Source organism: Billgrantia tianxiuensis (genome assembly GCF_009834345.1).
Taxonomy (GTDB): Bacteria; Pseudomonadota; Gammaproteobacteria; order Pseudomonadales; family Halomonadaceae; genus Halomonas; species Halomonas tianxiuensis.
On the sequence record NZ_CP035042.1, the window covers coordinates 1,887,050 to 1,909,503 of the forward strand.

Consider the following 22,454-nt stretch of genomic DNA (forward strand, 5'->3'; position numbering starts at 1 on the left):
TGGCCCGCTCGTCGATGAACGAGCGGGCTGAAACATTGAATAATGAGCGCCTCCCAGCGAGTCAAGGTCAAATTGCCTGGACCCAGCGCTGTTCAGTTATGGGCTGCCACTCGATAGGACCTTCATTCTCGCTCAGATCGAAGGCCTGGTGGCCGGCGATATGGTTGAGGATGGTCGCCGAACGCCAGGCCATTAGCGACAGCTGCGGCTCCGCTATGCCGTGACTGTGACGGCCTGCATTGACCGCATAGATGCGATGCGCCGTGGGACCGTCCCAGCTCGCCTCGAAGTGGGGGCCCAGCACCAGCTCGCCATGAGCATCTCGCTCGAGTCGCGGGGTCAGCTCGGCCAAGCAGTCCGGCAGATGCGAACAGAAGCCGGTGGCAAAGACCACCACGTCAGCATTGAAGTGTTCTCGATCGCCGGTAAGCCCATGCTGGGTGGTCAGGACGAAGCCTAGGCCGCTTCGGCTCAGGGCGACGGCCTCGCGGTGTGGAAAGAGTCGCGCCCAGCGGGGCTCGCCGAGCACGTCGAAACGGTGGTAGAGCTCGCGGTAGAGCGATTGCAGGGCGGCAGGGGTGATGCCGTCGCTGGCCAGCTTCTGGGCCGCCACTTCACGCGCGCGAACCTCGCGGGGCAGACCGTGGAAGCCGCGGGTATAGTCGGGCGTGAAGTACTCGTTGGTGAAGGCGGTCTCGTCGAGGGGTTCGAAATTGCGCCGTCGCGAGATCCAATGCAGCTCCCGTGGCTGGCCCCAGTGCCCGCGCAGGGCATTGAGAAAGATGTCGGCGCCGCTCTGACCGCCGCCGACCACCACCACCCGGCGCCCGCTGAAGTCACGTTGGGTCCTGGCGATCTCGGCGGCGTGCAGGCAATGGGAGCCACGCAACGCCTCGGCGAAATCCGGTAGCCAGGGACGTTTGCCGGTGCCCAGGCTAAGGTGGCGGGCGCGGTAGTCGCCGGCGTCGGTGCGTATCCGGAAGCCGCGGGCGTCGAGCCGGACCTCCCGCACCGCTTCGCCGAGGGCGACGTTTTCCAGGCGCCGGGCGGCCCAGCCGAGGTAGTCGGAAAACTCGGCACGGCTGACGGTACCTAGCTCGGCGTTGAGGAAGCGGTAGAAGCGGCGGTGCTCGACCAGATAGCTGAGGAAGGAGTGGCGGCTATCCGGCGCCACGGCGGTGACCAGATCCTTGAGGAAGCCGGTCTGCAGATGGGTATCGGGGAGCATCAGCCCTGGGTGCCAGACCGGGTCGTGGCGGCGCTCGAAAAAACGTGTGGCGAGTCGTGTCAGGTGCGAGTCGGCCAGCGCGGCGATGCTCAGGTTGAAGGGCCCGGCGCCCAGGCCGGCCAGGTCGAGAACGTTGGAGTCAGACATTGGACACCTCCTGTGTCTTGGCGATGCCGGCCGCATCGGCCGGCTGACGGACGAAGTGCAGCGGGTTGTCGACACGCAGCTCCATCTCCGCGAGCATGCGGTCCGCAGCCGCGTCAGTGGCATGCAGGAACTTGGCGCGGTTGAGCGTCAGGCGCAGGATGCGTGGGGCGAACAGCTCGAAGCGGTCAAAGCGCTCGGCCAGCTCGGGATGCCGCCCCCGATAAGCCGTGAGCACGTCACCACAGAGTCGATAGAAGCACGCTTCCGAGACCCCGCAGATGCCGGCGAGGGGGGCGATGAAGCGCAGGGTGGTGACGAAGTGGCCGGTCTGCAGATCATGGATCAGCTTATCCGGCGGTAAGCGCACCGTGACGTCCTTGAGCTCGACGGGCAGGTCGTGAGCCTCCGGGAAGTCCTCATCGGCCAACCGCAGGTCGCCCTGGAAGTCCTTGAGGGCCAGGCGATGGGGCCAACCGTCGCGCAGGATCAGGGTGAGGTTCTGACCGTGGGCGATCAGTGACACGCCGTAGCGGCACATCAGGTGCCAGAGCGGCACCAGGGTGACCTCGAACATTCGTGTGAGCCAGGCCTGCGCCGTTTGGGTGTCGTGGGCGCCGGCGGCCGTGAGGTAGGCGGCGAGCCAGGGCCGCCCGTCCTCGTCGACCTGCATCAGCTCGGCCATCAGCAAGGCCTGCTCGTTGGCCGCCAGGCGCGGTGCCAGGGCTTCGCGCCAGATCACCCCGAACAGCTCGCGGTAGCGGTAGGGCGACTGCGGCAAGCGGGAATATTGGGCATGGGGCAGCACGGCCCCCGCGGGCTCGGCGAGGACCTCCAGGTGCACGCGGGCGAACTCGTCGTCATCGCGCGCCCGGGCCTTCAGCCAGGCCGAGGCGGCGGGGCCGGCGAGCAGGAAGCGCCCGGGAATGCCGCGGTAGCAGGAGGTATTCATGATGGTCAGCGGCAGCTTGATGTCGTAGGCCGACGGTCGGCTGACGTTGGTCAGGGTGCGCAGTGATTGCTGGGGCACGTAGGCATCGCCGAATTCGCCGAGATAGACCAGGCGACGATGAGCGATGTCGGCGGCGTGAAGGGGGCCGAGCCATTGCTGCCACTGCCAGGGGTGAACCGGCAGCAGCCGATAGGCGCCGGGGTCCGTTACCCGCTCGGCCAGCGCCCGGTGCAGGCGGGTCTTCTCGTCCTCGTCCAGCGCCGAGTCGAGCAGGGGAGCGGCGTCGACGGGGCCGCCACCACAGGCCAGGGCATTGACGTCGATGGCCACCCAGCCGAGACGGAAGGTGTTGCCGTGCTCCGGGGCGAAGCGTGCCAGGGCCTCCAGTCCCCAGCCGCGACGGCCCTTGTTGAACAGGAACTTGGGATGGCCGTCGAGCAGGCGCTGACGTTGCGGCTCGGGCAGCAGAATGGCCACGTCGGCACTCAAACCGCGGCGAGCCTCGCGCAGCCGGCAGTCGGCGCGCAGAGTGGCAAACAGATCTTCCAAATGTTCGGCGACCTGGGCGTCGCTCATGCCGAGCTCCGGTGCCAGGGCGAGGAGGAAGTCGGCGGCCTCGAGGGAGGCGCCGGCGGGCGGCACCAGGCTCGCGGGGTCAACCCGGGGTTGCCGCCAGAGGTTGGAGCTGGCCTGGAAGCGCCAGGCCCCACTCTCGCCCAGGTCGAGCCGCTGGCCGTCGCCGTCGTTTGTCAGGACGATGACCTGTTCATAAGCCAGCTCACCGATCATCTTGGCGATCAACTCTCGATTGGCCGCTTCCCAGTGCGGCGCCAGACAGGTGTCGAGCGGCTCCATCACAGCACCTCCCGGAAGAAGCGTTCGCGCTGCCCCATTACCAGGCTGGCGCGCTTGTGAGGAAAGTCGAAGTCACGTAGCCGCGACAGGCCCAATCGCTCGAGATGGCGGAACAGGCGGTGATTGTCGTGGCGCGGCTCCAGCACCAGGCGGCGGGTGCGCGGCTCGGCGAGGTAGGCGTAGTGGGACAGCCCGCCCAGCCAAGCATCGACGAAGCGGGCACCGCGGACATCCTCTTCGCCCACCAGCAGGTGCAGGCCGCGATCGAAAGAGGCCCAGGGATAATAGGGAGCGAGCCGGTCCTCGGCAGCCCAATAGAGTTCAAAATAGCCGAAGGGGAGGCCGTCGAACTCGCCGATCAGCGGCAGAGTGTGCGGATCGGCGAGGCGCTGCGCTACGAAGTCGGCGAGCTCGTCGGCGGGCCAGGCTTGCTCCCAGAACTCCGCGACCCGCGGCAGGTGCATCCAGCGCACGAAGCGTTCGAGGTCGCGTTCGGGCTCGATCAGGCGCAGCGAGAAGGTGCGCTCTAGGCGTGGATCGGCGCGCCGATAGACGAGACCGTTCGGCTTGGCGGGGCGCCTGGGATGGCCGCTCCCGACCTCGAAGGGAGACTGTTCCGGTCGGCTGGGTGGGTGCTGCAGCCAGTGCCACGGCTGCTGGTAGAAGTCGCTGCGCAGGATGCGGCCGCCGCCGAGCGCCTCGCTCAACCGGGGCCAGTCGGCATGATCCATCCAGTCGGACGGCTCCAAGACCAGTAAGGCCAGATCGGGATGATGGGCAAAGACAGCATCGATGCACTCGATCAGTGAGCCCGTCGTATCGTCGCGATCCAGGCGGGCCGCTTCGTCTTGCAGCGGGACTAGGGCGATATCGGCACGCGGACGTGTGGCCAGGGTGATGCTCATGCCGGGACTCCTTGGTGGTGGTTGGTGGTGGTAGCGGCCGTCAGAGGATTTTCCAGCGGCAGGTAGAGGCGTGCCGGATCGGCGAGAGTGGCCTCGTTGATGCCGCTCAGGTAGCAGAAGAAATTGCCTTTGGCCTCCAGCCGATCGGCATGCAGGGCGTGAACCAGGCAGTCGAGGTCGCCGTCGAGCCGTTCGCGCAATCCAACGAGATGGGAGCGTAGGTCGCGCAGCAGGGTGGCTTCGTCGATCAAGCCATCGGCCGCCAGGGCGCTGGTAACGGCAAAGGTGGAGTTGACCAGCAGGTAATAGAGGAAATAGCGGCGCTGGGTGGCCTGCGGCCAATGGTTTTCCGGCGGAAGTTCGAGTTGCGGATGCCGTTCCAGGAAGCGGTCGCCTACGCCGCTGCCTTGGCAGTCGCGGTAGAACATGCCCACCGGCCAGCCATCGTCGAGCCGCAGTACGATGTTCTGCTGATGGGCCAGCAGCACGATGCCGTCCTCTACGGCCAGGCCGAACAGGGGCGTCAGCACGCATTCGCAGAAGGCAGTGAACCAGCTGCGCGTTACCCGGGGCAGCGGCTCGCCCAGTGCCTGGGCCTTGGCGCGCAGGCGAGACGCGAGCAGGGTCTGGTGGCCAGGGCCGAGCGGCTGCTGCGTCAGGGTGGCTAGTACCACTGCCTCGGCATCAGCCGCCCCGAGCAGCAGGTTTTCACGTAGCACCACCAGACTGGCGGGATCGATGTCGCCGTTGGCATCGCGCCAGCCTAGCCAGGCAGGCTCTTGCATCACGGCGAAGCCGGGAAAGCGCCGGGCCACGTCGAGCCCACGCATCCAGCGATCCAAGTTCAGGCCGCGTCGGACCTCCTTGACGCTGAGCAGGCGCAACGAGTTGGTCAGGCGTGCCGACAGCGAACCCTTGACCATCCAGGGCGCTTGGGGCGCGTAGAGTGAGCGGTGCGACGAGGTTGGCTGCCACTCCGCGACACTGCTGCCCAGCCACTGCAGCCCTCCGTACCTCTCCTGCGCCTGGATCCATGGCTGGCGCTGCAACTGGCGTGCCTGCCAAGGATGCATGGGCAGGGCGGTGAAGCCGGCCGGCAGACGTGCGGCGAGGTCTGCAGGCAGCAGGTCGAGGGCGAGATCGGTGGCGCTGGAGTCGCGGCTGGAGTCGCCCGCTGCGAGCTGCGGGGCTACTGCCCACCAGGCGAGGCCGAAGCGGGCACGGTGCTCGGGGCAGTAGGCGCGTGCCTCGGCTTCGCTGAACGGTGCGCGGGACTTGGGAGCTGGATGGAAGGCGTGGCCAGCCAGAAGGCCCTGCTCCGCCTCGGCGAAGGTCAGTGGGCCGCGTTGCAGGTGGGCGAGATCGTCCCGGTCGTCGAGGCTGGCTCGGGTATTGGCCTGGCTCTCCAGCACCCGCTCGCGGAAGGCCTGACGGGTAGTAGGGTCGAGTGTGCCCACCAAGGCAGGTGTCGCCAGGATGTGCCCCAGGGCCGTGGCGAAGTCGGTCGTTCGGGGAGGCGCGCCCTCCTTGCGCCACAGGATGGGCCACTGGAAGCGGCATTCACCGCTGGCACTGCGGTGGCGTAGACGCAGCTGCAGTTCGCCGTCGGTGACGGGCAGGTAGACCACTTCTCCTTGGGAAGTGGTGTCGAGCTGCCAGCCCCGGGTTTCCCTCAGCAGGGCATTGAAGAAGCAGCTCGCGGCCGGGTCGACCTCCGGCAAGGGGAGAGCATCGGTAGTTATCGCCATGACGGCAACCTCCTTGTTGAGAATAATAAAGCTAATGAGAATGTTTAAATTTTTAAGGTAATTATGGTTCCTCCCGACCCGTCACGTGGGCCAATCAGTCGTGGGTGGTGGCGATCCGCGAGACTGCCCGAGTGGTCTGGAAGCGACTTCGAGTCATGGGAACGAGCAGCATAAGGACACAGGCGGCAGCGAGCGACAGTGACAGTAACCGAGAAGCGGTGACCAGGCTGACCGTCAGCGTCGCGACACCGTAGCCCAGGGTATGGGCCATGGCCAGCAGGCCGGCGCTGGCGCCCGGGGGCCGCTGACGCGTGGCGGCGTCGGTATATCCGGGCACGGCCAGGGCGGCGCCGACGCTTGCGATCATGATGCCCAGGCCAAAGCCGGCCGGACCGACGGCTATCGTCAGCAGTCCGTAGCCGGCCACCAGCCCCAGTGCCCCAGGACCAGCAGGGTATAACCGGACAGCCGATGGCGACGAGTGATTCCCAACTGGGCGGCCAGGGCACTCAACGCGCCAAGCGACAGCAGGATGCCCATCAGGTGACCGGCCTGGGTGGCATCGATGTCGAGCCGGCCCTGGAGAGCCCCGGGCAGGCCCAGTTGCATCAGCGAGACCGAAATTGCCAGCAGCAGGGCGATGGCCAGGCAGGGCAGCAGGTCGAGGGTGCCGCGTGGCAGTTGAGCGGTTTGGTCGGCGGCAGACGGGACGCGGGGGTCGGTATCCCCTGAAGCATTAGTAGGGCCAGCGCGCCGCACAGCAGCATCACCACGAAGGGCGCATGGGCGGAGAGGCTCAAGCTGGCGGCAGCGACCAGCGGCCCCAGCAGGCGACCGCTGCTGAGCCCGGCGCTGATGGCGGCCAGCGCCTTGACCCGCTCCTCTCCGCCATGCAGTGCCAGCGACCACTGCTGGCAGGCCGGCACCATGCCCGAGACCGTCAGGCCGTACAGCACCCGGGCCAGGGCAACCACGGCCAGCAGAGCACCTTCGCTCAGCCAGCCCTGAGTTGCTGCCCACAGGGCCGCCCCGATCAGGGCGAAGCTTGTCACGTAGCCCAGCAGGGCCTGGATCACCACACCTCGGGCACCGTGGCGGTCGGCCACCCGCCCCCAGAAGGGGCTGCCAAGGAGGAACAGCATCGACCCCAGCAGGATCAGTCCGGCCCACTGCGACAGTGATAGGCCGAAGCGCTCCACCAGCACCGGCAGCGCAACCAGCAGGCCGTTCTGGCCAAGGCCGACTAATGCCGCGCAGGCACTGATTCGCCACAGGGGAGGAAGGCGCATGACCGGCTCCTTGGTAAATACAATTGAGAATTGTTATTAAATGAGTGATTGACGTCAAGCCGGAAAATGTATCGGCTTGTGAAAGGCGGATTGCTGCCAGATGTAAAAAAGCCCACCGCAGGGGTGGGCATAAGACGAACGAGTAGCATCGCGATGAAGGAGAATCAGTAGTCCATCGACCAAGTCAGGCTGTAGGTACGCCCCCGTCCTTGGTAGTCATAGAGATACTCCGGACCATAGAAGGGTGAGTAGAACATTGCCGCACGCTGGCCCCAGACCGTGGAGTAGCTCTCGTCCAGCAGGTTTTGCACGCCAAGGCTGAACTTGCCGAAGTCGGTCTGCTGGCTTAGCGCCAGGTCCAGGGTGGTATTGCCATCGATCCTGCGCTCGGCATCATCCTTGAGGTCGAAGGTATGGTTGGCCTGCAACCGCGCCGAACGGACATGGTCTCGCCAGCCAACGAAGGCGGTAGCCGAGGAGAGCGAGGCGTAGCGGGCATCACGTTTTTCCCACCTGCCTTGGTCACTCTCTTGCTCGGAGCGCACCAGGTGGAGAGTGCCGCCGGCTTCGACGCCGCCTGAGAAGTAGTGGGTCAAGGCGCCCTCTAGGCCGTAGTCGCGCTTCCTGTCGTCGATCACGTCGACACTCAGGTCACCGCTGTTGACCTCCAGGGCTTTGTCGGACCAGGCATAGTAGGCTGCTGCCTGGGCCACCCAATCGCCGCCCAGGTAGCGCCAGCCGAGTTCGACCTGGTCGGTCTCGATGGCGGAGAGCGGGTTCTCGCCGACGCTGATCCCTGGTCGGCCGTAATATTTGGCAGGATCGGGAAGCTCGAATCCTTGACTGTAGCGCAGCCAGTTCTGATGGCCGTTGCCGAAGTCATAGAGTGCGCTGGCGTTGAGTAGGGTGGCCTCATAGTCGTTTTCGCCACCGGGAATGCCATTGAAGTCGTCGACTTCGACGTCGGAGTGCTGTCGCCTGACACCGGCCGATAGCTTGAGGGCCTCTGTCACCTGCCAGTCCGCCTGGGCGAAGGCGGCGAGGCTGTCGACCCGGTAACCGGGATAGCGCGGTGCGATGCTGGCCTGTTCCTGTACCAGCCCGCCAGTGGCGTCGGTGACGGCCCGGTCGAAGCTCATCTGGCTGGCATCGAAGCTTTCACGGTCGAAATCCAGGCCGTAGGTGAGGCCGATGCGGTCAGTCAAGCGGGCGTCGAACAGCGCCTTGAGGCCGCTGAGTCGGGTGTTCTGCTTGGAGGCAGCGAAGTCATAGGCCTCGGGTGTCTGCCAGTTGGGTGTGGGGTAGGGGAAGGCCTGGAAGCTGGCCTCCTCCTCGCGGTGAAAGGCCTGCAGATAGAAGTTCTGCCCCAGCAGGTCACCATGGTGGTACTGCAGGTTGAGCATCCGACGATCGGTGGCCGGGTCGCGATCCGAGCGATAGCCACCGCGGATTTCGGCGTCGTTCAGATTCGGTGTGCCGGCATCCAGATTGGGAAAGTAGACCCCTCTATTACCTTCAAAGCGTGAGCGGTAGAGTTGGGCGCCGAGTTCCAGGGTCTGATTGTCGTCCAAATTGAAGCTCAGGTTGCCGAGCACGTCGATGCTGCGGTTGTCTTGCAAGTCGGTCTGAGCGAGATCGGGAAAGATCTCGTTACCGCGACCGTCGAACTGGCGACCATTATCCTGAAAGGCGGTTCCAAGATAGGCCTGCACTCGCTCGTTGCCACCGCTGATCGATTGGGAGATACGCTTGTCGAGGTCGTCGCCGTCATTGAAACCTGTGGTGATGCCGGCCTCGGTACGCCAGTCCGGTCCGCCGGCCCTGCCCTTGCGGGTGATGATGTTGATGATGCCGCCGGTGGCGCCGCCGCCATAAAGGCTGCTGGCTCCCGAGAGCACCTCGACGCGTTCGATGTTGAAGGGATCGATGGAATCGAACTGGCGGGACAGACCTCGGGAACTGTTCATCGACACGCCGTCGATCAATACCTGGACGGTGCGGCCACGCAGGTTCTGGCCATAGTTGGTGCGCCCTTGGGGGGCCATGTCCAGGCTGGGCACGAGCCTACCCAGAGCCGTCTTGAGATCAGCACCGGCTTCGATCTGTTGCTGTAGCTCCTCCTTTTCTATTACCCACACTGCGCCAGGTATCTGGCTGATCTGGGTGGGGGTGCGCGATCCCACCACCACCATGGTTTCCTGATGTTCCTGAGCGTGACCGAGCGTCGATGCCGAGCCGACGATTACGGCGAAGCCGAGGGATATTGGTTTCTTCATTGGGGTCCCTTGCCTGGAAGTCTTCGATGATGCTTGCAAGAGGCGAGGATAGCATTACAAAAAATAATATCAATGATAATTGTTCGTATTCATGCGTATGCTAATAGGTCTATTGCCGCTATCGGGAGCGCGACTGCAGCAGTGCGGGAACGAGAAGTTCGGCGAAGCGTTGCGCCGAGGGGAACGCACCGAAACTCCATGTCGGTGGCAGGGTGATCAGGCTGCCGTCGCGCACGCTGGGGTGATGTTGCCAGAGGGCGCTTTCGGCCAGTTTGGCCTCGACGCCGGTCGGATAGGGCTCCACTACCACGAGGCGGGCATCCAGTTCGAGCAGCGTTTCTATGCCCACCAGGGCAAATCCCCAGGCATTGGTCGACCCAGGCCAGGCGTTCTCGAGGCCCAGCCGATCCAGCACGGCCTGGAACAGACCGTTTTCGCCGAAGACGCGTACGTGCCGTTCGTCCATGAACTGGACGATCAGCAGTGGCGGCACTGTTTCCGGCAGTTGAGCTGCAAGCTCCGCCATGCGCGCTTCGGTGGAAGAGATCAGCGCTTCGGCCGACTCCCAGTCTCCATTCAGTTCGCCCAGCTCCCGGGTCAGGCCAAGTATCTGCTCCCAAGTGGCTTCTCCCGGCGTGTAGAGCGCCATGCTGTTTACGGTGCCAATGCGGCTCAGCCGAGGTGTCAAATGCGCGAACATGGGCGTGAGCAGGATGTGCTCCGGAGCCATGCGAGCCAGTAATTCGACGTTGGGCTGCGTACGCAGGCCGATATCGGTCACGCGGCTCGGCAGTCTCGGCTCACCGACCCAGCTGTGGTAATCACTGACTTGGGCGACCGCATCGGGCGGGTCGCCCAGGGCGACCAGTGTCTCGGCCAGGGTCCAGTCGAGCGTCGCCAGACCGGCTGTATCACTGGCCAAGGCCGGCGTGGCAATCAGCCATAGCCAACCAAGAGCCCGGGTCAGGAGCCGGAATGAGAAGAGCAATGTGGCCATGAAGAGAATTGGCTTCCTTTGAGGCTATCGAGTCGCCTGGAGGCGACGATGGAATTTACTTTTTGATCACGTAACGATAATGGTTTGCATTTTATTTATCAAATGATAAGCATACCGTATGATGCAAATTATCATTCGATACTGATTGTTATCGAATGGTGTGCGCGCATCACTGCTTGCTCTCACTCTCTATAGCCCAGAGGTCACTTACCATGTCTCATGCCCATCCTCCTTCTCAGCCGAACGCACTGGCTCGGGCGATACGCCTTGCCCTTGGCCTTACGCTAGGGGGCGCGCTGTTCGGAGCAACACCGCAGGCGCTTGCCGAGGAAACTCTCGAGGCAGAGACACTGGTGGTGGTGGGCACGGCGCTGAAGACCGAGACGCCGGCGTTGGAAACGCCACGGTCCGTTTCGCTGGTGACGGAGGAGGAGCTAGAGACCCGTGCCGTCACGAAGTACGACGAAGCCTTGCGCTATCGCAGCGGCGTGTTGGCTGGCCACTACGGTCGCGACACCAAGGCCGACTGGTTCTTCCTGCGTGGCTTCAGTGGCGAGAACTCCACCTACCAGGATGGCCTGCGCCTCTTTCGTGAAGGGGGCTATTTCTGGTGGCAGACCGAGCCCTTCGGCTTGGAGCGAATCGAGGTGCTCAAGGGGCCGGCCTCCATTCTCTATGGTGAGGCACCCCCGGGCGGGGTGATCAATGCCATCAGCAAGCGACCCACCGAGCAGGCTCGTGGCCTGTTGTCGCTGCAGGGGGGCAACAAGGGGCATCGCCAGCTGGGCATCGACAGTTCGGGGCCGGTGGGCGAGCGCGACGACGTGCGCTACCGCATGGTCGGGCTGTTCCGAGAGGGGGGCGGCGACATCGACGGAACCGACAACCAGCGGGTCTACCTCGCGCCCAGTCTCGAGGTCGACCTGAGCGACAGGACATCGATCACACTTCTCGGCAGCTACATGCGCGACCATGGTACGCCCACCAACGGCTTCTATCTGCCTTATGGGACGCTAGAAAACACCCCGTTCGGTCGCGTCCCGCGAGGCACCAATCTGGGCGAGCCAGGCTACGATCGTCGTGAGGTGACCCAGCTATCGCTGGGGTACGAACTCGAGCACGGAGTCAGCGATACCTGGCGTTTCCAGCAGAACCTGCGCTACAGCGAGTTCGACATGCTGTTGCGAGGGGCCTACCTGTTCTGGATGCTGGACGACAGGCAGGCGGCGCGTGGTCTGACCTATCGGGACGGTAGCTACGATGCCTTCACCGTCGACAACCGGATGGTGGGCAACTGGTACACCGAGAGCACCGAAAATACGCTACTGGTGGGGCTCGACTATCAGAAATTCGATGTGGAATACGGCAATGGCGACAACTTTGCTTTCGACCCGATCGATATCTTTGACCCTCGACACGGCAACTTTACCCCCGCGAGAATTCACACTCGGCACGAGGAGGGCAAGGAGCAACTCGGCCTCTACGTGCAGAACCAGCTGACATTGCAGGATCGCTGGATCCTTCTGGCCGGGCTGCGCCGCGATAGCGTCGACGTGACCAATCGTGAAGAAGGCCGTGCCGATCAGGATTTCAGTGACTCCCAGCTCTCCTTTACGGGCGGTGTCATGTATCTGGGTGACCATGGCCTGTCACCCTACCTGAGCTATAGCGAATCCTTCAGTCCTCTGGTCGGCAGCGATCCGGATGGCAATGCCTACGTGCCCAGTGAGGGTGAGCAGTGGGAGCTGGGTGTGAAGTACGCGCCGCACTGGCTCGACGGCTACGTCAATGCCGCTGTGTTCGACCTCAAGGAGAGCAACACCCTCTACACCAGCGGGGAGGCCAGTAATAGGCAGGGTGGAAGGCGCCATTCCCGTGGCTTCGAACTCGAGGGTGTCGGCTATCTGACCGATCAACTGCAGCTTGTCGCTGCCTACACGTATACCGATACACGCGTCGATATCAGTCCTCAGGCGACCAACTTGCGTGCAGGCTTGATTCCACGCCACCAGGCTTCGCTCTGGCTCGACTATGGCTTCGATTCGGGACTGCTGGCAGGTCTGAGCGTCGGCGGTGGGGTGCGCTACGTGAGCGACAGCGTCGACCTGCCGCAATACAGCGACACCGAAGTTCCGTCCTACACGCTTTATGATGCCAAGGTGAGCTACGACCTCGATGAGAGCTGGACCGCTCAGCTCAACGTCAACAACCTCACCAACGAAGAGTACGTCAGCGGCTGCGACTACTGGTGCTTCTACGGCGAATCGCGCAGCGTGATCGGCAGCCTCAGCTATCGCTGGTAATTCGTCAGGGTGTTAAGCAAGACACCCGGCCGCTGGGCCGGGTGTCTGCGTTTGGCTTAGGCTTCGTCAAGACGTCAAAAAGCGTAACTCAGCGTGCCGAGCACACCGCGTTCAGCGCCGAAGTAGCAGAACTCGAGGGAGTTGCACGAAGCGACGTACTCTTCGTCGGTGAGATTGGTGACGTTGAGGCGCGCGCTCATGCCGTCGAGGCCTAGCCGGCCGAGGTCGTAGCCCAGGGTGGCGTCGACCAGGGTATACGCCGGCACCTCGGCGGTGTTGGCCCGGTCGGCCTGGATGTCGGCGTAGTAGCGTATCCCCAGTCCCGCATCGAGCCCGGCCAGCGCACCGTTCTGAAAGGCATAATGCCCCACAGGCTGGCCTGGTGACGTGGTGCATAGATGGCGCGGTTGCCCTGGTTGCCGTCGTCACTGCGCTTGTAGGTGATGTCGGTATAGCTATACGCCGCCTGCAGTCTCAGGCTGTCGGTCAGGTGGGTGTACGCCTCGAGCTCGAGCCCCTTGGATTCGATCTCGCCCACGGCGCGATAGGGGTCGGTAGGCTGTTCCTTGGTCGCCACGTTCTCCTGGTTGATCTGGAACAGCGCCGCGCTGTAGCGATCCCGGGTTCCCGCCGGCTGATACTTCAGGCCGGTCTCGATCTGCCTGCCCTCCATCGGGGGGAGCAAGTCGCCCTCGGCATCAACGAAGCTGGTCGGCGTGAAGGCGGTAGAGTAGCTGACGTAGGGAGCGACGCCGTTGTCGAACAGGTAGAGCAGGCCGGCGCGGCCGCTGAGCTGGGTGTCGTCGAGTTCGCTGGTGTCGCCGCTGTCCCGGTTGGTGTTGGCGATATCGACCCAGTCGTAGCGTCCGCCCAGCGTCAGCCGCCAGTTGCCCAAGGCCATCTGGTCCTGCAGGTAGATGCCGGTCTGGCGGAGTTCGTGGTCCTCACGCAGGGGAGCGAACATGGCGGTCGGTCCGGCGCCGTATTGCGGGTCGAAGGCATCGATGTTGGGGAACATGCCGGAGGGCCACTCGACGCGATTGTCGCGCCGTTGATAGTCGGCGCCAACCAGCACGGTATGGTCGATGAAGCCGGTGGACAGGCTGGCTTCGAGCTGGTTGTCGAGGGTCCAGGCTTCCAGGGACTCGTCGGAACCCGAATAGTAGCGGATCAGCTCGCTGTCGCTGCCGGGAGCCCAGCCGTAGGCATAGACCTGATTGAGCGTCACGTCTGCGTTGAGGTAATTCAGCCGCTGACGCCCTGTCCAGGCCTCGTTGAAGCGGTGCTCGAGTTCGTAGCCCAGCAGTCGCTGGGTGCGCTGGTACTTGTCGTACTCGTCTTCGCCCTCGAAGAAACTATTGGATATGCGTCGGCTGCCGCGATCCACCGCGGTGCCCTCATAGGGCAGGCCGGCATGATAGCCTCCCTCGGGATCCTGCTGCAGGTAGGCCTTGAGCGTCAGGCTGGTAGCGTCGTTGAGGTCCCAGGTCAGGGAGGGGGAGATGGCATAGCGCTCCTCTTCCACTGGGCCGAACTGGGTGTCGGCGGCCCTGGCCAGGCCGACGAGTCGGTAGGCGACGCGCTGCTGCTCGCCCAGTGGTCCCGTCAGGTCGAAGGCGACACTGCGCTGGGCGTTGTTGCCCGCGGAGAGGCGTAGTTCGCCGCCTTGCTGGAACTGTGGGCGCTTGCTGGTGAGGGCGACGACGCCGCCCGGCGAAGCCTGGCCATAGAGTACCGATGCCGGCCCGCGCACCACCTCGATGCTGTCGAGAAACCATGGATCGATGGTCATCGAGCTATGCGAGTTGGTATCCCCCATCAGCTTTAGGCCATCGAGGAAGGTATTGCTGAGGCTGCCGTCGGAGAAGCCGCGCAGCACCAGGTAGTCGAAGCGGTTGGAGGCGCCGATCTGGTTGGTGAAGACGCCTGGAGTGTAGTCCAGGGCGCGCTGCACGGTTTGGGCGCCGCGGCTTTCCCACTCTTCGCGCTCGATGGTGGAAGTCGACTGTGGCGTTTCGACGAACGGCGTCTCGGTCTTGGTCGCGGCCTGCCCGGTAATGGTCAGCGCCTCCAGGGTCTCGGCCGGTGTCTCGGCGGACTGTTGTGCCTGGGTCTGGATGGCAACGAGGGCAGACACGAGAGAGATGCTCAGTGCCAGTGGGCGGGGTGTCGGCATGGTGGTTCCTCTGCGGAATGTTATCTCATCGGTAATGAGAATTATTCCTTGTCCTGGATGTCGCCGTCCTCTGCCGTGCGCTCAGTTTTCTCTGCGCGGCGCTCAGCCTGCACCGCGCAGAGAACTTGGCGGATAACCGTAGCGCTGGCGGAAGGCTGTGGTGAAATTGTTGGCATGCCGATAGCCGGCGCACTGGGCGGCGCGCTCGATACCGTGGCCTTGCAGCAATAGTTCGCGGGCGAGTTCGAGACGCCGTTCGCGCAGAAAATCGAAGACGGAGCAGCCATATGCCGCCTGGAACTTGCGGCGCAGGGTGGCGGGGCTCATGGCGGCCTGTTCGGCCAGCGCTGACAGGCTATGCGAGCGTGCCGGGCAGCTTTGCAACTGTTCGCGGACACGCTCCAGGCGCTGCCACTCCCCGGGAGAAAGCCGGGCGGAGGATACGTCCAGCTCTGTTGGCAGGCCATGAGCCAACAGCTGAAGCGCCAGCCCTTCCCATTGCAGACGCGATGCCATACCGTCCAGAGGGGAATTCAGGGCCTGGTCGATCAACTGCTGCAAGCCGGAGGGCAACGTCCAGGCATGTAGGCTCGAGCCTGGCCGTGACGGTTTGCCGCCCAGCGTAGCGGCCAGGCGCGGTGCGTCCAGAGCCAGGGTTAGGGCGCGTATGCGCTGGCCGGGAAGCTGCATGGCCTGCAGACCCTGGTGCTCGTCCAGCCGCACACTCAGCGCCATGCCGGAGGTGAATGCAAGGCGTTTCTCGCCCAGACCGATCTGCGCGCGCCCCTCCAGCATGACGATGATCGACAGCGGGGCAGGGCGGTGCGAGCAAGAGTCGTAGCGCTGCAGCACCTCGATGTCCGAAGCGATCAACTGCATGCCGGCCGCCGGGGCAAGCTCGAGGATGTGTCCGCGAAGTACGGCCTGCCCAGCCGCTGCTGGTGGCTGCGTGGGAAAGCGGTAGTCGATACCGTAGCGTTCCCCGTAGGTCCGCAGGTCGCGGGAGGTATGCTGGCAGACGGCGGTGGACAACGTCATGCCATCGCTCCGCATGTGGTGCAGAGAATAGCCGGGCGGTTGCCATGGCAAGCCGAGGCAGCGATAGCGGCATGAGTATGCAATGGCATGGGAGCGACAGTGCCAATCTTGATGTGGGCGATGAGGGCAGTATAACGTTTGTGCTTACAATCTCAATGATAAGGATTGTGATTATGATTTGTCTCTAGAGGTTGGCGGTACGCCGATTTCATTGATAACGGTTATCATTTATGGCATCGTCTTGCCCTGTCCGCATGGGCGGCACCATCTGTTCATTGAGTGTTTCTGCCAGGAGTCCGCACGTGAGATCGTTTCGCCAACCATGCCTCTGGGGGCCATGCTCTGGCTGGGTCTGGCCGCCTCGGCCTCCGCAGACCCCGAGCTACAGCAGGAGACGAGAGAGGCTCAGCGTAGCCAGGCCGAACTGCAGGCCAGTATCGACGCCGCCGACGACGAGGCGCGAGCCATGCTCGAGGAACTGCGTGAGCTGGAGCGTGCTGAGCGCCGCCTTGCGCGAGAGAACGCCGAGCTGGCGCCGCGGCTCGAGCGCCAAGCCGCCATGCTGGATCGTCGCGAGGCGGCACTCGATACCTTGGCGGAAACCCGTGAAGCCTTGCCGGTACTGCAGGAGCGCCTGATCGAGCGGCTCGAGCAGTGGGTCGACGACGATATGCCGTTCCTACGCGAGGAGCGTCAGGCACGGGTTGCCAGCCTGCGCTCCCAGGCCGATGAACTGACCAGTGCCGAACGCTGGGAGCGGATCGTCGCGGCGTGGCGCACCGAACTGGATTACGGACGCGAAGTCGATGCCTGGCGCGGCTACCTCGGAGAGGGAGATTCGCGCCGCGAGGTGGACTACCTGAGGCTTGGGCGAGTGGGCTTCTATTATCTGACCCCGGACGGCCGCGCCGGGCGCGTGTGGCAGGCTGATACCGGCAGTTGGGCACCGCTCGACGAAGCCCAGCGTCGCGATGTGCGCAATGGCCTGCGCATCGCACGCGATCGCCGCGCCCCCGAACTGCTCGAGCTACCCATTTCGCAGCCGCTCGAACGCACCGAGGAGGGCGGCGCATGAGACTGTCGCGTTTTGCTCCAGGCCTTCTGCTGCCAGGCCTTCTGTTGATAGTAATAGGCCTCATGTGTATCTCGACGAATCTCCAGGCACAGTCGGAGCCGTTGACCACCCTGCGCGCCGAGCGTGAGGCTGCCGAGGCTCGCGACCGGGCGCGTCTGGCCGAATTGCTCGAGGACCGGGATGCCCTGGAAGCCGCTCTCGAGGAGGCCCGCGCCGCCCATGGTCAGGCTGAGGCGCGCAACAGCGAGCTTAGGGCCGAGGCCGAGGCGTTGAACGAGCGCCAGGCCGAGCTCGAGGCGCGCCAACAGGAGCAGGGGGATGACCTCGAGGCGATCCTGGCCTCGCTTGCCCAGCACAGCGGCGAATTGCGCGATGGCCTGGCCGACAGCTGGCTGATGGTGCAGGGTGCTGGGCTGCCGCCGCGACTCGACGATGCTGAAGTGCTCGAACTCGAGCATCTCGAAGCCTTCGCCGATAGTCTGGTAGCGCTGACCGCGGATACCGCGCGGGTGGTTCGCTTCGAGGCGCCGGTGGCCGCGGCCGATGGCGAGATTGCGCCGCGCGAAGTGATCCGCGTCGGCGATTTCACTGCCTTCACCGACGGTCACCTGCTGCGTCGCGGCGTCGACGACCGGGCCCTGTCGGTGGTCGAGCGTACCCCGCGTGAAGTCGCCGCGAGCCTGGCGGCCTTCCATGCCGGCGAATCGCGCTCGCTGACGTTCGATCCGACACGCGGCCAGGTCATGGCGGCCCTGGCACAGCGACCGAGCCTGCTCGAACGCTTCCATCAAGGTGGGGCGGTCGGCTATGTGGTGGTGGGGCTGGGGGCCATCGGCCTGTTGGTTGCCCTGCTGCAATATGCCTATCTGCTGCGCGTCAGTCTGGCCATGCGTCGCCAGTTGCGCGATCTCACCACATTGCGCGAGGACAATCCGCTCGGCCGCGTGCTGCTGCGCTTCGGGGCGCTGAGGGACGACCCGGTGCCGGAAGCGCTGGAGGCCCGCCTCGACGAAGCGGTGCTGGCCGAGCTACCGCGCCTCGAGCGCGGCCAGCCGCTGGTCAAGCTGCTGGCCGCCGTGGCGCCGCTGCTGGGGCTGCTGGGCACCGTCACCGGAATGATCGTGACCTTCCAGGCGATCACCGTATTCGGTACCGGCGATCCGCAGCTGATGGCCGGCGGCATCAGTCAGGCACTGGTGACGACCGTGCTGGGCCTGATTACCGCCGTGCCGCTGCTGTTCGCGCATACGGCGCTGGCGGGTCGCAGCCGTCGCCTGGCGGGGCTGGTGGAGGGACAGGCCAGCGCCGCCCTGGCCGAGCAGCTCGAGCAGCGCCCGCATGGGCCCGACAGCATCACCGGGAGTGCCCGCCGTGATCCCGCTCTGGCTTGAGCCGCTGCAGCGCCTGGTCGAGGCGGGCGGCTCGGTCCTGGTGGTGATCGCGCTGGTCGCCATGCTGCTGTTCAGCCTGGCGCTGGAGCGGGTGTGGTATTTCCGCATCACCTACCGCCGCGCGCGGCGTGCCCTGATCGCTCGCTGGATGGCGCGCCAGGATCACTTGAGCTGGAGCGCGCTCACGCTGCGCGAAGCCTGGGCGCGTGAGCTGATCGGACGGCTGCGCCGTCCGCTGCCGTGGCTCAGGCTGCTGGTGGCGCTGTGCCCACTGCTGGGGCTGCTGGGCACGGTGACCGGCATGATCGCCGTGTTCGACAGCCTGGCGATGACCGATACCAGCCAGGCCCGCGCCATGGCCGATGGCGTGGCCCGGGCTACCCTGCCGACCCTGACCGGCATGGCGGTGGCGGTGGTGGGGCTGCTGTTCACCAGCCGCCTCGAGCAGATCATTCGTCGCGAGGACCAGCGGCTGCACGACCGCTTGGCCCGTGCCGTGGAGGATACCGATGCGTAGACGCCGCCTTGGCGCCGATGACGGCGAGGCCAGCGAAGTCAACCTGACGCCGATGCTGGACGTCGTCTTCATCATGCTGATCTTCTTCATCGTCACCACCAGCTTCATCAAGGAGAGCGGGGTGGAGATCGAGCGACCCGAATCCAGCGCCGCTTCCCCGCGGCCCGATGCCCAGGTGATGGTTGCCATCACTCCCGAGGGGGCGGTATGGGTCGACGGCCGCGCGGTGGACCTGCATCGCGTCGGTGGCGAAGTGGCCTCGCTGGTGAGTGATGACGGCTCGGTGGTGATCCAGGCTGACCGCGACTCCACCACCGGTCTGCTGATCGAAGTGATGGATCGCATCCGCGAGGCCGGCGTGGAGCAGGTGGCCGTGGCCGCCAGCCGGAGCAGGCCGTGACGCGTATACCGTTCTCTGCATTGGGCGGGGTGGCTCTCGCATTGTTGTTGTTCTGGCTGCTGGCACTGCTGGTGGCGCCGCCGGAAGAGGAGTTCGACGTCATCGACGAGAGCCTGACACTGAGCATGGTCGAGGCCCCAGAGCCGGTGCAGGAGGAAGTGGTCGAACCCAGCGCCGAACCGCCGCCTCCCCAGGCCGAAGCGACGCCACCGCCTCAGCCGGAACCGCTGCCACCGCTGGAAAGCGCGATCGCCATGCCCGAACCGGAGCTGCCGCCGGAACCGGTGGAACCGCTCGAACTCGACACCAGCTTGCCCGAGCTCAGCGAGGCCCGGCCGGAACCTCCGCCGGAGCCCGCTCCGCAGCCTCGGCCAGAGCCCGAGCCGACGCCCGAGCCAGCACCGTCATCCCAGCCGAGCCCGTCGCCGGCACCCAGTGCGGCCCCTGCCGAGTCCGCCCCCGTTGAACCTGCGCCCGCCGAGCAGGGGCCGGTGGATGTAGGCCAGATCGCCCCGACCAATCGCGTACCGCCGGAGTACCCCCGCGTGCACAGCGGCGCGGCCTGGAAGGGCACGTGGAGCTGCAGTTCCTGATTCGTCCCGACGGCAGCGTCGATCGCTCATCCATCCGTGTGGTCGAGTCTCAGCCGCGCCACGTCTTCGATTCGGCCGCCGAGCAGGCCGTGGCGCGCTGGCAGTTCGAGCCGGCCAGCGGCGTGCGGCGTGCGCGGCAGCGCCTCGAATTCCAATTGAGGTAAACCATGGCGATGCGTGCCGTACGATATCTCGTGGTTTGTGGTCTCGTCGTCTGTGCCGGGCTGCTGGTATCCGCTTCGGCGATGGCCCAGGCGCCGGCGCTCTCCGGCGATATCATTGCCGACCTGGAGCAGCTTCAGCAGGCGCTACGGCAAGGCGAACACGAGCGGGTGGCCGAACGTGCTCGTGCTCAGGCGCAGCGTTTTGAGGGAGGCAATGCCGCCGACCGCTGGGCCAGCGCCCTGTATCGTCAACTGGCCGCGGGTGCCGCGGCCGGAGTAGGGCAGCATGAGGCAGCCGCCGAGCAACTGCGCCAGGCGCGCCGCATCCAGGAGGCACCGCAGGTGCAGCGTGACCGTTGGCTGCAGGAAGAAGCCCGGCTGCGCTTGGCTGCCGGCCAGATGGAAGAGGCAGTAACGCTGTGGCTCGACTGGCATCAGCGACATGACGGCAGCCCCGACGACCGTTGGCGTCTGGCGCGTGCTTTGGCGGAGCTGGAGCGCTGGGAAGAAGCGGCGCAGTGGGTCGAGCGTGCGTTGGCCGACGACCCGGCCCCGGGTGAGCGCCGCCAGGCGCTGGCGGCTACCGTATTCCAACGTGCCGGGCGCGGCGAGCAGGCGCTGGCAAGATTGGAAGCTTCGCTGAACGCACAGGCCGAGCCCGCCGCGTGGCGCCGGGCGGCGGCGTTGGCCCAAGGGCTTGGCGATGCGCAGCGGGCTGCGGCGATATGGGAGGCCGGCTGGCGTCTCGGGGCGTTGGCAGGGGAGGACGACCTGCGTCAGCGCATCGAGCTGCACCTGGCCGCCGGCACTCCGGCCCGGGCCGCCGAATATCTACAAGCGGCGCTGGAGGAAGGGGCACTGCCCGACACCGTTGATCATCGGCGTCTGTTGGCTCGTGCCTGGGAAGCGGCCCGTGATCGCGAGCGCGCGCTGGAGGCTTGGCGTGAGCTGGCGCGGCGCAGTGGAGAAGGCCAAGACTGGCGGCGCCTGGGCCTGCTGGCCCACGCCTGGGGGCGGCCCGAGCTGGCCCGGCAGGCCATGCAACAAGCGCAGCGCCGCGGTGAAGAGATCGATCCGCGCTGGCTCTCGACCCTTTAGGGAGGAGCTTCCCCACGGGCCGAGGCGTCTGGTTTCAGATGTCGAAGTCGGTCCACACTGGAGCGTGATCCGAAGGCCGTTCCATGCCGCGCAGGTCGTAGTCGATGCCGGCGTCGCGCACCTGCTTGGCCAGGGGATCGGTGACCAGAATGTAGTCGATGCGCAGCCCGCGCCGTGGTTCGCGTTCGAAACCGCGGGAGCGGTAGTCGAACCAGCTGAAGCGGTCATCCACCTGTGGGTAGCGCACGCGATAGCTGTCGGTAAGCCCCCACGCCTTGAGCGTGCCGAGCCACTCCCGTTCGATAGGCTGGAAGCTGGTCTTGCCTTCGCGCAGCCAGCGCTTGCGGTTGTCCTCGCCGATGCCGATGTCGATGTCCTCGGGGGAGATGTTGAAATCCCCCATCACCGCCAGCCGCTCGTCGGGGCGGTGCCGTTCGCGCAGCAGTTGGATCAGTTGGGCGTAGAACTCACGCTTGTTGGGAAACTTGGTCGGGTGGGCGATGTTCTCGCCCTGCGGGAAGTAGCCGTTCCACACGGTCAGTGTCTCGCCATCGGCGGTGCGCAGCCGTGCCCCGATCAAGCGGCGCTGGGACTCTTCGCCGTCGCCGGGCAGGCCGAAGAAGACCTCCTCCGGCCCGCTGGGGCAGAGCGCCTTGTGACACATCAGTGCGACGCCGTAGTGGCCTTTCTGGCCATGATAGTGGACGTGGTAGCCCATGGCCTCGACTGCCTCGCGGGGAAACTCGTCGTCGTGAACCTTGGTTTCCTGCAGTCCGATCACCAACGGCTGGTGAGTGGCGATCAGCGCCTCGAGCTGGTGCATGCGGGCGCGCAGCCCATTGATGTTGAACGAGACCAGGCGTATCACTCGTCGCGCTCCTCACTAGATGTCGATGTGGGTTCGGGGTGGATGGCGATGCTGGCGCCCTGTTCCTGGCGGGCCAGCTTGCGCGCCGCCTGCAGCTTGCGTTGCTGGCGCTTCTTCTGGGTGAAGCGGCGCGACGAGGTTACCTGGTCGGGATTCTCGTGGCGCCACTTCTTGTAATCCTTGCGTTTGCCGGTGCGGATGGTCACCTTGTCGGCCAGCGAGCGAGTCTTCTTGCGGCGTGTCATCGGGCCTGGCTCCATGGGTGTTGAGTGGCTGCTGAGCGTGCATTCTACCAGTCCGATGCAAGAGACGCGCCCTCATCGCCATAGGCTGGTACAATATGCGGCTGTACGAAGTTCAGGAAATGCTGAACGAATCGACGAGCGAGTTGAACGCAGCGTTTCCTTCACCCATTGCAACGGACAAGACACACAGCC

22 protein-coding genes are annotated in these 22,454 nt (G+C 65.1%); 8 read left to right on the forward strand and 14 right to left on the reverse strand.

The window, feature by feature from the left end:
* Positions 1-67: 67 nt before the first annotated feature.
* The 9 genes from EKK97_RS08780 to EKK97_RS08820 all read right to left on the reverse strand — a co-directional run bounded on the left by EKK97_RS08780 (position 68) and on the right by EKK97_RS08820 (position 10,394).
* Positions 68-1,375, reverse strand: a complete 1,308-nt coding sequence (locus tag EKK97_RS08780) for a lysine N(6)-hydroxylase/L-ornithine N(5)-oxygenase family protein (RefSeq protein WP_159551185.1) — start codon at positions 1,373-1,375, stop codon at positions 68-70.
* Positions 1,368-3,179, reverse strand: a complete 1,812-nt coding sequence (locus EKK97_RS08785) for an IucA/IucC family protein (protein ID WP_159551187.1) — start codon at positions 3,177-3,179, stop codon at positions 1,368-1,370. Before EKK97_RS08785 ends, EKK97_RS08780 begins: the two co-directional genes overlap by 8 nt.
* Positions 3,179-4,084 carry a GNAT family N-acetyltransferase gene (locus EKK97_RS08790; protein WP_159551189.1) on the reverse strand — a complete coding sequence of 302 codons (906 nt, stop codon included), beginning with the start codon at positions 4,082-4,084 and terminating at the stop codon, positions 3,179-3,181. The genes EKK97_RS08785 and EKK97_RS08790 overlap by 1 nt, the downstream gene beginning before the upstream one ends.
* Positions 4,081-5,832 carry an IucA/IucC family protein gene (locus tag EKK97_RS08795; RefSeq protein ID WP_159551191.1) on the reverse strand — a complete coding sequence of 584 codons (1,752 nt, stop codon included), beginning with the start codon at positions 5,830-5,832 and terminating at the stop codon, positions 4,081-4,083. Before EKK97_RS08795 ends, EKK97_RS08790 begins: the two co-directional genes overlap by 4 nt.
* A 94-nt stretch (positions 5,833-5,926) precedes the next feature.
* Positions 5,927-6,259 (reverse strand): hypothetical protein, encoded by a 333-nt coding sequence (locus tag EKK97_RS08800; RefSeq protein WP_159551193.1) that lies wholly within the window; start codon positions 6,257-6,259, stop codon positions 5,927-5,929.
* Positions 6,238-6,441, reverse strand: coding sequence for a hypothetical protein (locus tag EKK97_RS08805; protein ID WP_159551195.1), 204 nt, complete (start codon positions 6,439-6,441; stop codon positions 6,238-6,240). The genes EKK97_RS08800 and EKK97_RS08805 overlap by 22 nt, the downstream gene beginning before the upstream one ends.
* Complete coding sequence (locus tag EKK97_RS08810) at positions 6,441-7,121, reverse strand: MFS transporter (protein WP_159551197.1); 681 nt, start codon at positions 7,119-7,121, stop codon at positions 6,441-6,443. Before EKK97_RS08810 ends, EKK97_RS08805 begins: the two co-directional genes overlap by 1 nt.
* A 164-nt stretch (positions 7,122-7,285) precedes the next feature.
* Positions 7,286-9,397, reverse strand: coding sequence for a TonB-dependent receptor (locus EKK97_RS08815; RefSeq protein WP_159551199.1), 2,112 nt, complete (start codon positions 9,395-9,397; stop codon positions 7,286-7,288).
* 118 nt (positions 9,398-9,515) lie between these two features.
* Positions 9,516-10,394, reverse strand: a complete 879-nt coding sequence (locus EKK97_RS08820) for an ABC transporter substrate-binding protein (RefSeq protein WP_159551201.1) — start codon at positions 10,392-10,394, stop codon at positions 9,516-9,518.
* A 212-nt stretch (positions 10,395-10,606) separates the two neighbouring features.
* Between EKK97_RS08820 and EKK97_RS08825 the strand changes: the two genes are divergently transcribed.
* Positions 10,607-12,697 carry a TonB-dependent siderophore receptor gene (locus EKK97_RS08825; RefSeq protein WP_234286395.1) on the forward strand — a complete coding sequence of 697 codons (2,091 nt, stop codon included), beginning with the start codon at positions 10,607-10,609 and terminating at the stop codon, positions 12,695-12,697.
* Between the two features lie 74 nt (positions 12,698-12,771).
* Here EKK97_RS08825 and EKK97_RS26090 read toward each other — a convergent pair whose 3' ends face one another.
* The 3 genes from EKK97_RS26090 to EKK97_RS08835 form a co-directional block, all read right to left on the reverse strand.
* Positions 12,772-12,897, reverse strand: coding sequence for a hypothetical protein (locus EKK97_RS26090; protein WP_422673467.1), 126 nt, complete (start codon positions 12,895-12,897; stop codon positions 12,772-12,774).
* An 11-nt stretch (positions 12,898-12,908) separates the two neighbouring features.
* Positions 12,909-14,873: a TonB-dependent siderophore receptor gene (locus EKK97_RS08830; protein ID WP_340162943.1), complete on the reverse strand. Its 1,965-nt coding sequence runs from the start codon at positions 14,871-14,873 to the stop codon at positions 12,909-12,911.
* Between the two features lie 102 nt (positions 14,874-14,975).
* Positions 14,976-15,911 carry a helix-turn-helix transcriptional regulator gene (locus EKK97_RS08835; protein WP_159551203.1) on the reverse strand — a complete coding sequence of 312 codons (936 nt, stop codon included), beginning with the start codon at positions 15,909-15,911 and terminating at the stop codon, positions 14,976-14,978.
* A gap of 337 nt (positions 15,912-16,248) precedes the next feature.
* Here EKK97_RS08835 and EKK97_RS08840 point away from each other — a divergent pair, with 337 nt between their 5' ends.
* The 7 genes from EKK97_RS08840 (at position 16,249) to EKK97_RS08865 (ending at position 21,149) form a co-directional block, all read left to right on the forward strand.
* Positions 16,249-16,986 carry a DUF3450 domain-containing protein gene (locus EKK97_RS08840; RefSeq protein WP_159551205.1) on the forward strand — a complete coding sequence of 246 codons (738 nt, stop codon included), beginning with the start codon at positions 16,249-16,251 and terminating at the stop codon, positions 16,984-16,986.
* A gap of 62 nt (positions 16,987-17,048) precedes the next feature.
* Positions 17,049-18,377, forward strand: a complete 1,329-nt coding sequence (locus EKK97_RS08845) for a MotA/TolQ/ExbB proton channel family protein (RefSeq protein WP_234286392.1) — start codon at positions 17,049-17,051, stop codon at positions 18,375-18,377.
* Positions 18,325-18,894, forward strand: coding sequence for a MotA/TolQ/ExbB proton channel family protein (locus EKK97_RS08850; protein ID WP_159551209.1), 570 nt, complete (start codon positions 18,325-18,327; stop codon positions 18,892-18,894). The genes EKK97_RS08845 and EKK97_RS08850 overlap by 53 nt, the downstream gene beginning before the upstream one ends.
* Positions 18,887-19,294 (forward strand): ExbD/TolR family protein, encoded by a 408-nt coding sequence (locus EKK97_RS08855; RefSeq protein WP_159551211.1) that lies wholly within the window; start codon positions 18,887-18,889, stop codon positions 19,292-19,294. The genes EKK97_RS08850 and EKK97_RS08855 overlap by 8 nt, the downstream gene beginning before the upstream one ends.
* Positions 19,291-19,887 (forward strand): iron transporter, encoded by a 597-nt coding sequence (locus tag EKK97_RS08860; RefSeq protein ID WP_340162944.1) that lies wholly within the window; start codon positions 19,291-19,293, stop codon positions 19,885-19,887. The genes EKK97_RS08855 and EKK97_RS08860 overlap by 4 nt, the downstream gene beginning before the upstream one ends.
* A complete protein-coding gene (locus EKK97_RS25745) occupies positions 19,869-20,051 on the forward strand; it encodes a TonB family protein (protein WP_340162945.1) in 183 nt (60 codons plus the stop codon). The genes EKK97_RS08860 and EKK97_RS25745 overlap by 19 nt, the downstream gene beginning before the upstream one ends.
* Before the next feature lie 9 nt (positions 20,052-20,060).
* Positions 20,061-21,149 (forward strand): tetratricopeptide repeat protein, encoded by a 1,089-nt coding sequence (locus EKK97_RS08865; RefSeq protein ID WP_159551213.1) that lies wholly within the window; start codon positions 20,061-20,063, stop codon positions 21,147-21,149.
* A gap of 34 nt (positions 21,150-21,183) precedes the next feature.
* On the opposite strand, the gene xthA is transcribed toward EKK97_RS08865, so the two are convergent.
* Together xthA and EKK97_RS08875 are read right to left on the reverse strand one after the other, a co-directional pair.
* On the reverse strand, positions 21,184-22,014 hold the full coding sequence (gene xthA, locus EKK97_RS08870; protein ID WP_159555737.1) for an exodeoxyribonuclease III: 831 nt from the start codon (positions 22,012-22,014) through the stop codon (positions 21,184-21,186).
* On the reverse strand, positions 22,014-22,262 hold the full coding sequence (locus tag EKK97_RS08875) for a hypothetical protein (RefSeq protein ID WP_159551215.1): 249 nt from the start codon (positions 22,260-22,262) through the stop codon (positions 22,014-22,016). The genes xthA and EKK97_RS08875 overlap by 1 nt, the downstream gene beginning before the upstream one ends.
* Positions 22,263-22,454 lie beyond the last annotated feature (192 nt).

Bases quoted from the DNA above. Each gene is read 5' to 3' on its own strand.
- EKK97_RS08785 (WP_159551187.1), bottom strand. From the start codon at position 3,179: ATGGAGCCGCTCGACACCTGTCTGGCGCCGCACTGGGAAGCGGCCAAT.
- EKK97_RS08875 (WP_159551215.1), bottom strand. From the start codon at position 22,262: ATGACACGCCGCAAGAAGACTCGCTCGCTGGCCGACAAGGTGACCATC.
- EKK97_RS08845 (WP_234286392.1), top strand. From the start codon at position 17,049: ATGTGTATCTCGACGAATCTCCAGGCACAGTCGGAGCCGTTGACCACC.
- EKK97_RS08810 (WP_159551197.1), bottom strand. From the start codon at position 7,121: ATGCGCCTTCCTCCCCTGTGGCGAATCAGTGCCTGCGCGGCATTAGTC.
- EKK97_RS08815 (WP_159551199.1), bottom strand. From the start codon at position 9,397: ATGAAGAAACCAATATCCCTCGGCTTCGCCGTAATCGTCGGCTCGGCA.
- EKK97_RS08790 (WP_159551189.1), bottom strand. From the start codon at position 4,084: ATGAGCATCACCCTGGCCACACGTCCGCGTGCCGATATCGCCCTAGTC.
- EKK97_RS08855 (WP_159551211.1), top strand. From the start codon at position 18,887: ATGCGTAGACGCCGCCTTGGCGCCGATGACGGCGAGGCCAGCGAAGTC.
- EKK97_RS08820 (WP_159551201.1), bottom strand. From the start codon at position 10,394: ATGGCCACATTGCTCTTCTCATTCCGGCTCCTGACCCGGGCTCTTGGT.
- EKK97_RS08865 (WP_159551213.1), top strand. From the start codon at position 20,061: ATGCGTGCCGTACGATATCTCGTGGTTTGTGGTCTCGTCGTCTGTGCC.
- EKK97_RS08835 (WP_159551203.1), bottom strand. From the start codon at position 15,911: ATGACGTTGTCCACCGCCGTCTGCCAGCATACCTCCCGCGACCTGCGG.
- EKK97_RS08795 (WP_159551191.1), bottom strand. From the start codon at position 5,832: ATGGCGATAACTACCGATGCTCTCCCCTTGCCGGAGGTCGACCCGGCC.
- EKK97_RS08830 (WP_340162943.1), bottom strand. From the start codon at position 14,873: ATGCCGACACCCCGCCCACTGGCACTGAGCATCTCTCTCGTGTCTGCC.
- EKK97_RS08850 (WP_159551209.1), top strand. From the start codon at position 18,325: ATGGGCCCGACAGCATCACCGGGAGTGCCCGCCGTGATCCCGCTCTGG.
- EKK97_RS08825 (WP_234286395.1), top strand. From the start codon at position 10,607: ATGTCTCATGCCCATCCTCCTTCTCAGCCGAACGCACTGGCTCGGGCG.
- EKK97_RS08780 (WP_159551185.1), bottom strand. From the start codon at position 1,375: ATGTCTGACTCCAACGTTCTCGACCTGGCCGGCCTGGGCGCCGGGCCC.
- EKK97_RS08805 (WP_159551195.1), bottom strand. From the start codon at position 6,441: ATGCAACTGGGCCTGCCCGGGGCTCTCCAGGGCCGGCTCGACATCGAT.
- EKK97_RS08840 (WP_159551205.1), top strand. From the start codon at position 16,249: ATGCTCTGGCTGGGTCTGGCCGCCTCGGCCTCCGCAGACCCCGAGCTA.
- EKK97_RS26090 (WP_422673467.1), bottom strand. From the start codon at position 12,897: ATGAGCGCGCGCCTCAACGTCACCAATCTCACCGACGAAGAGTACGTC.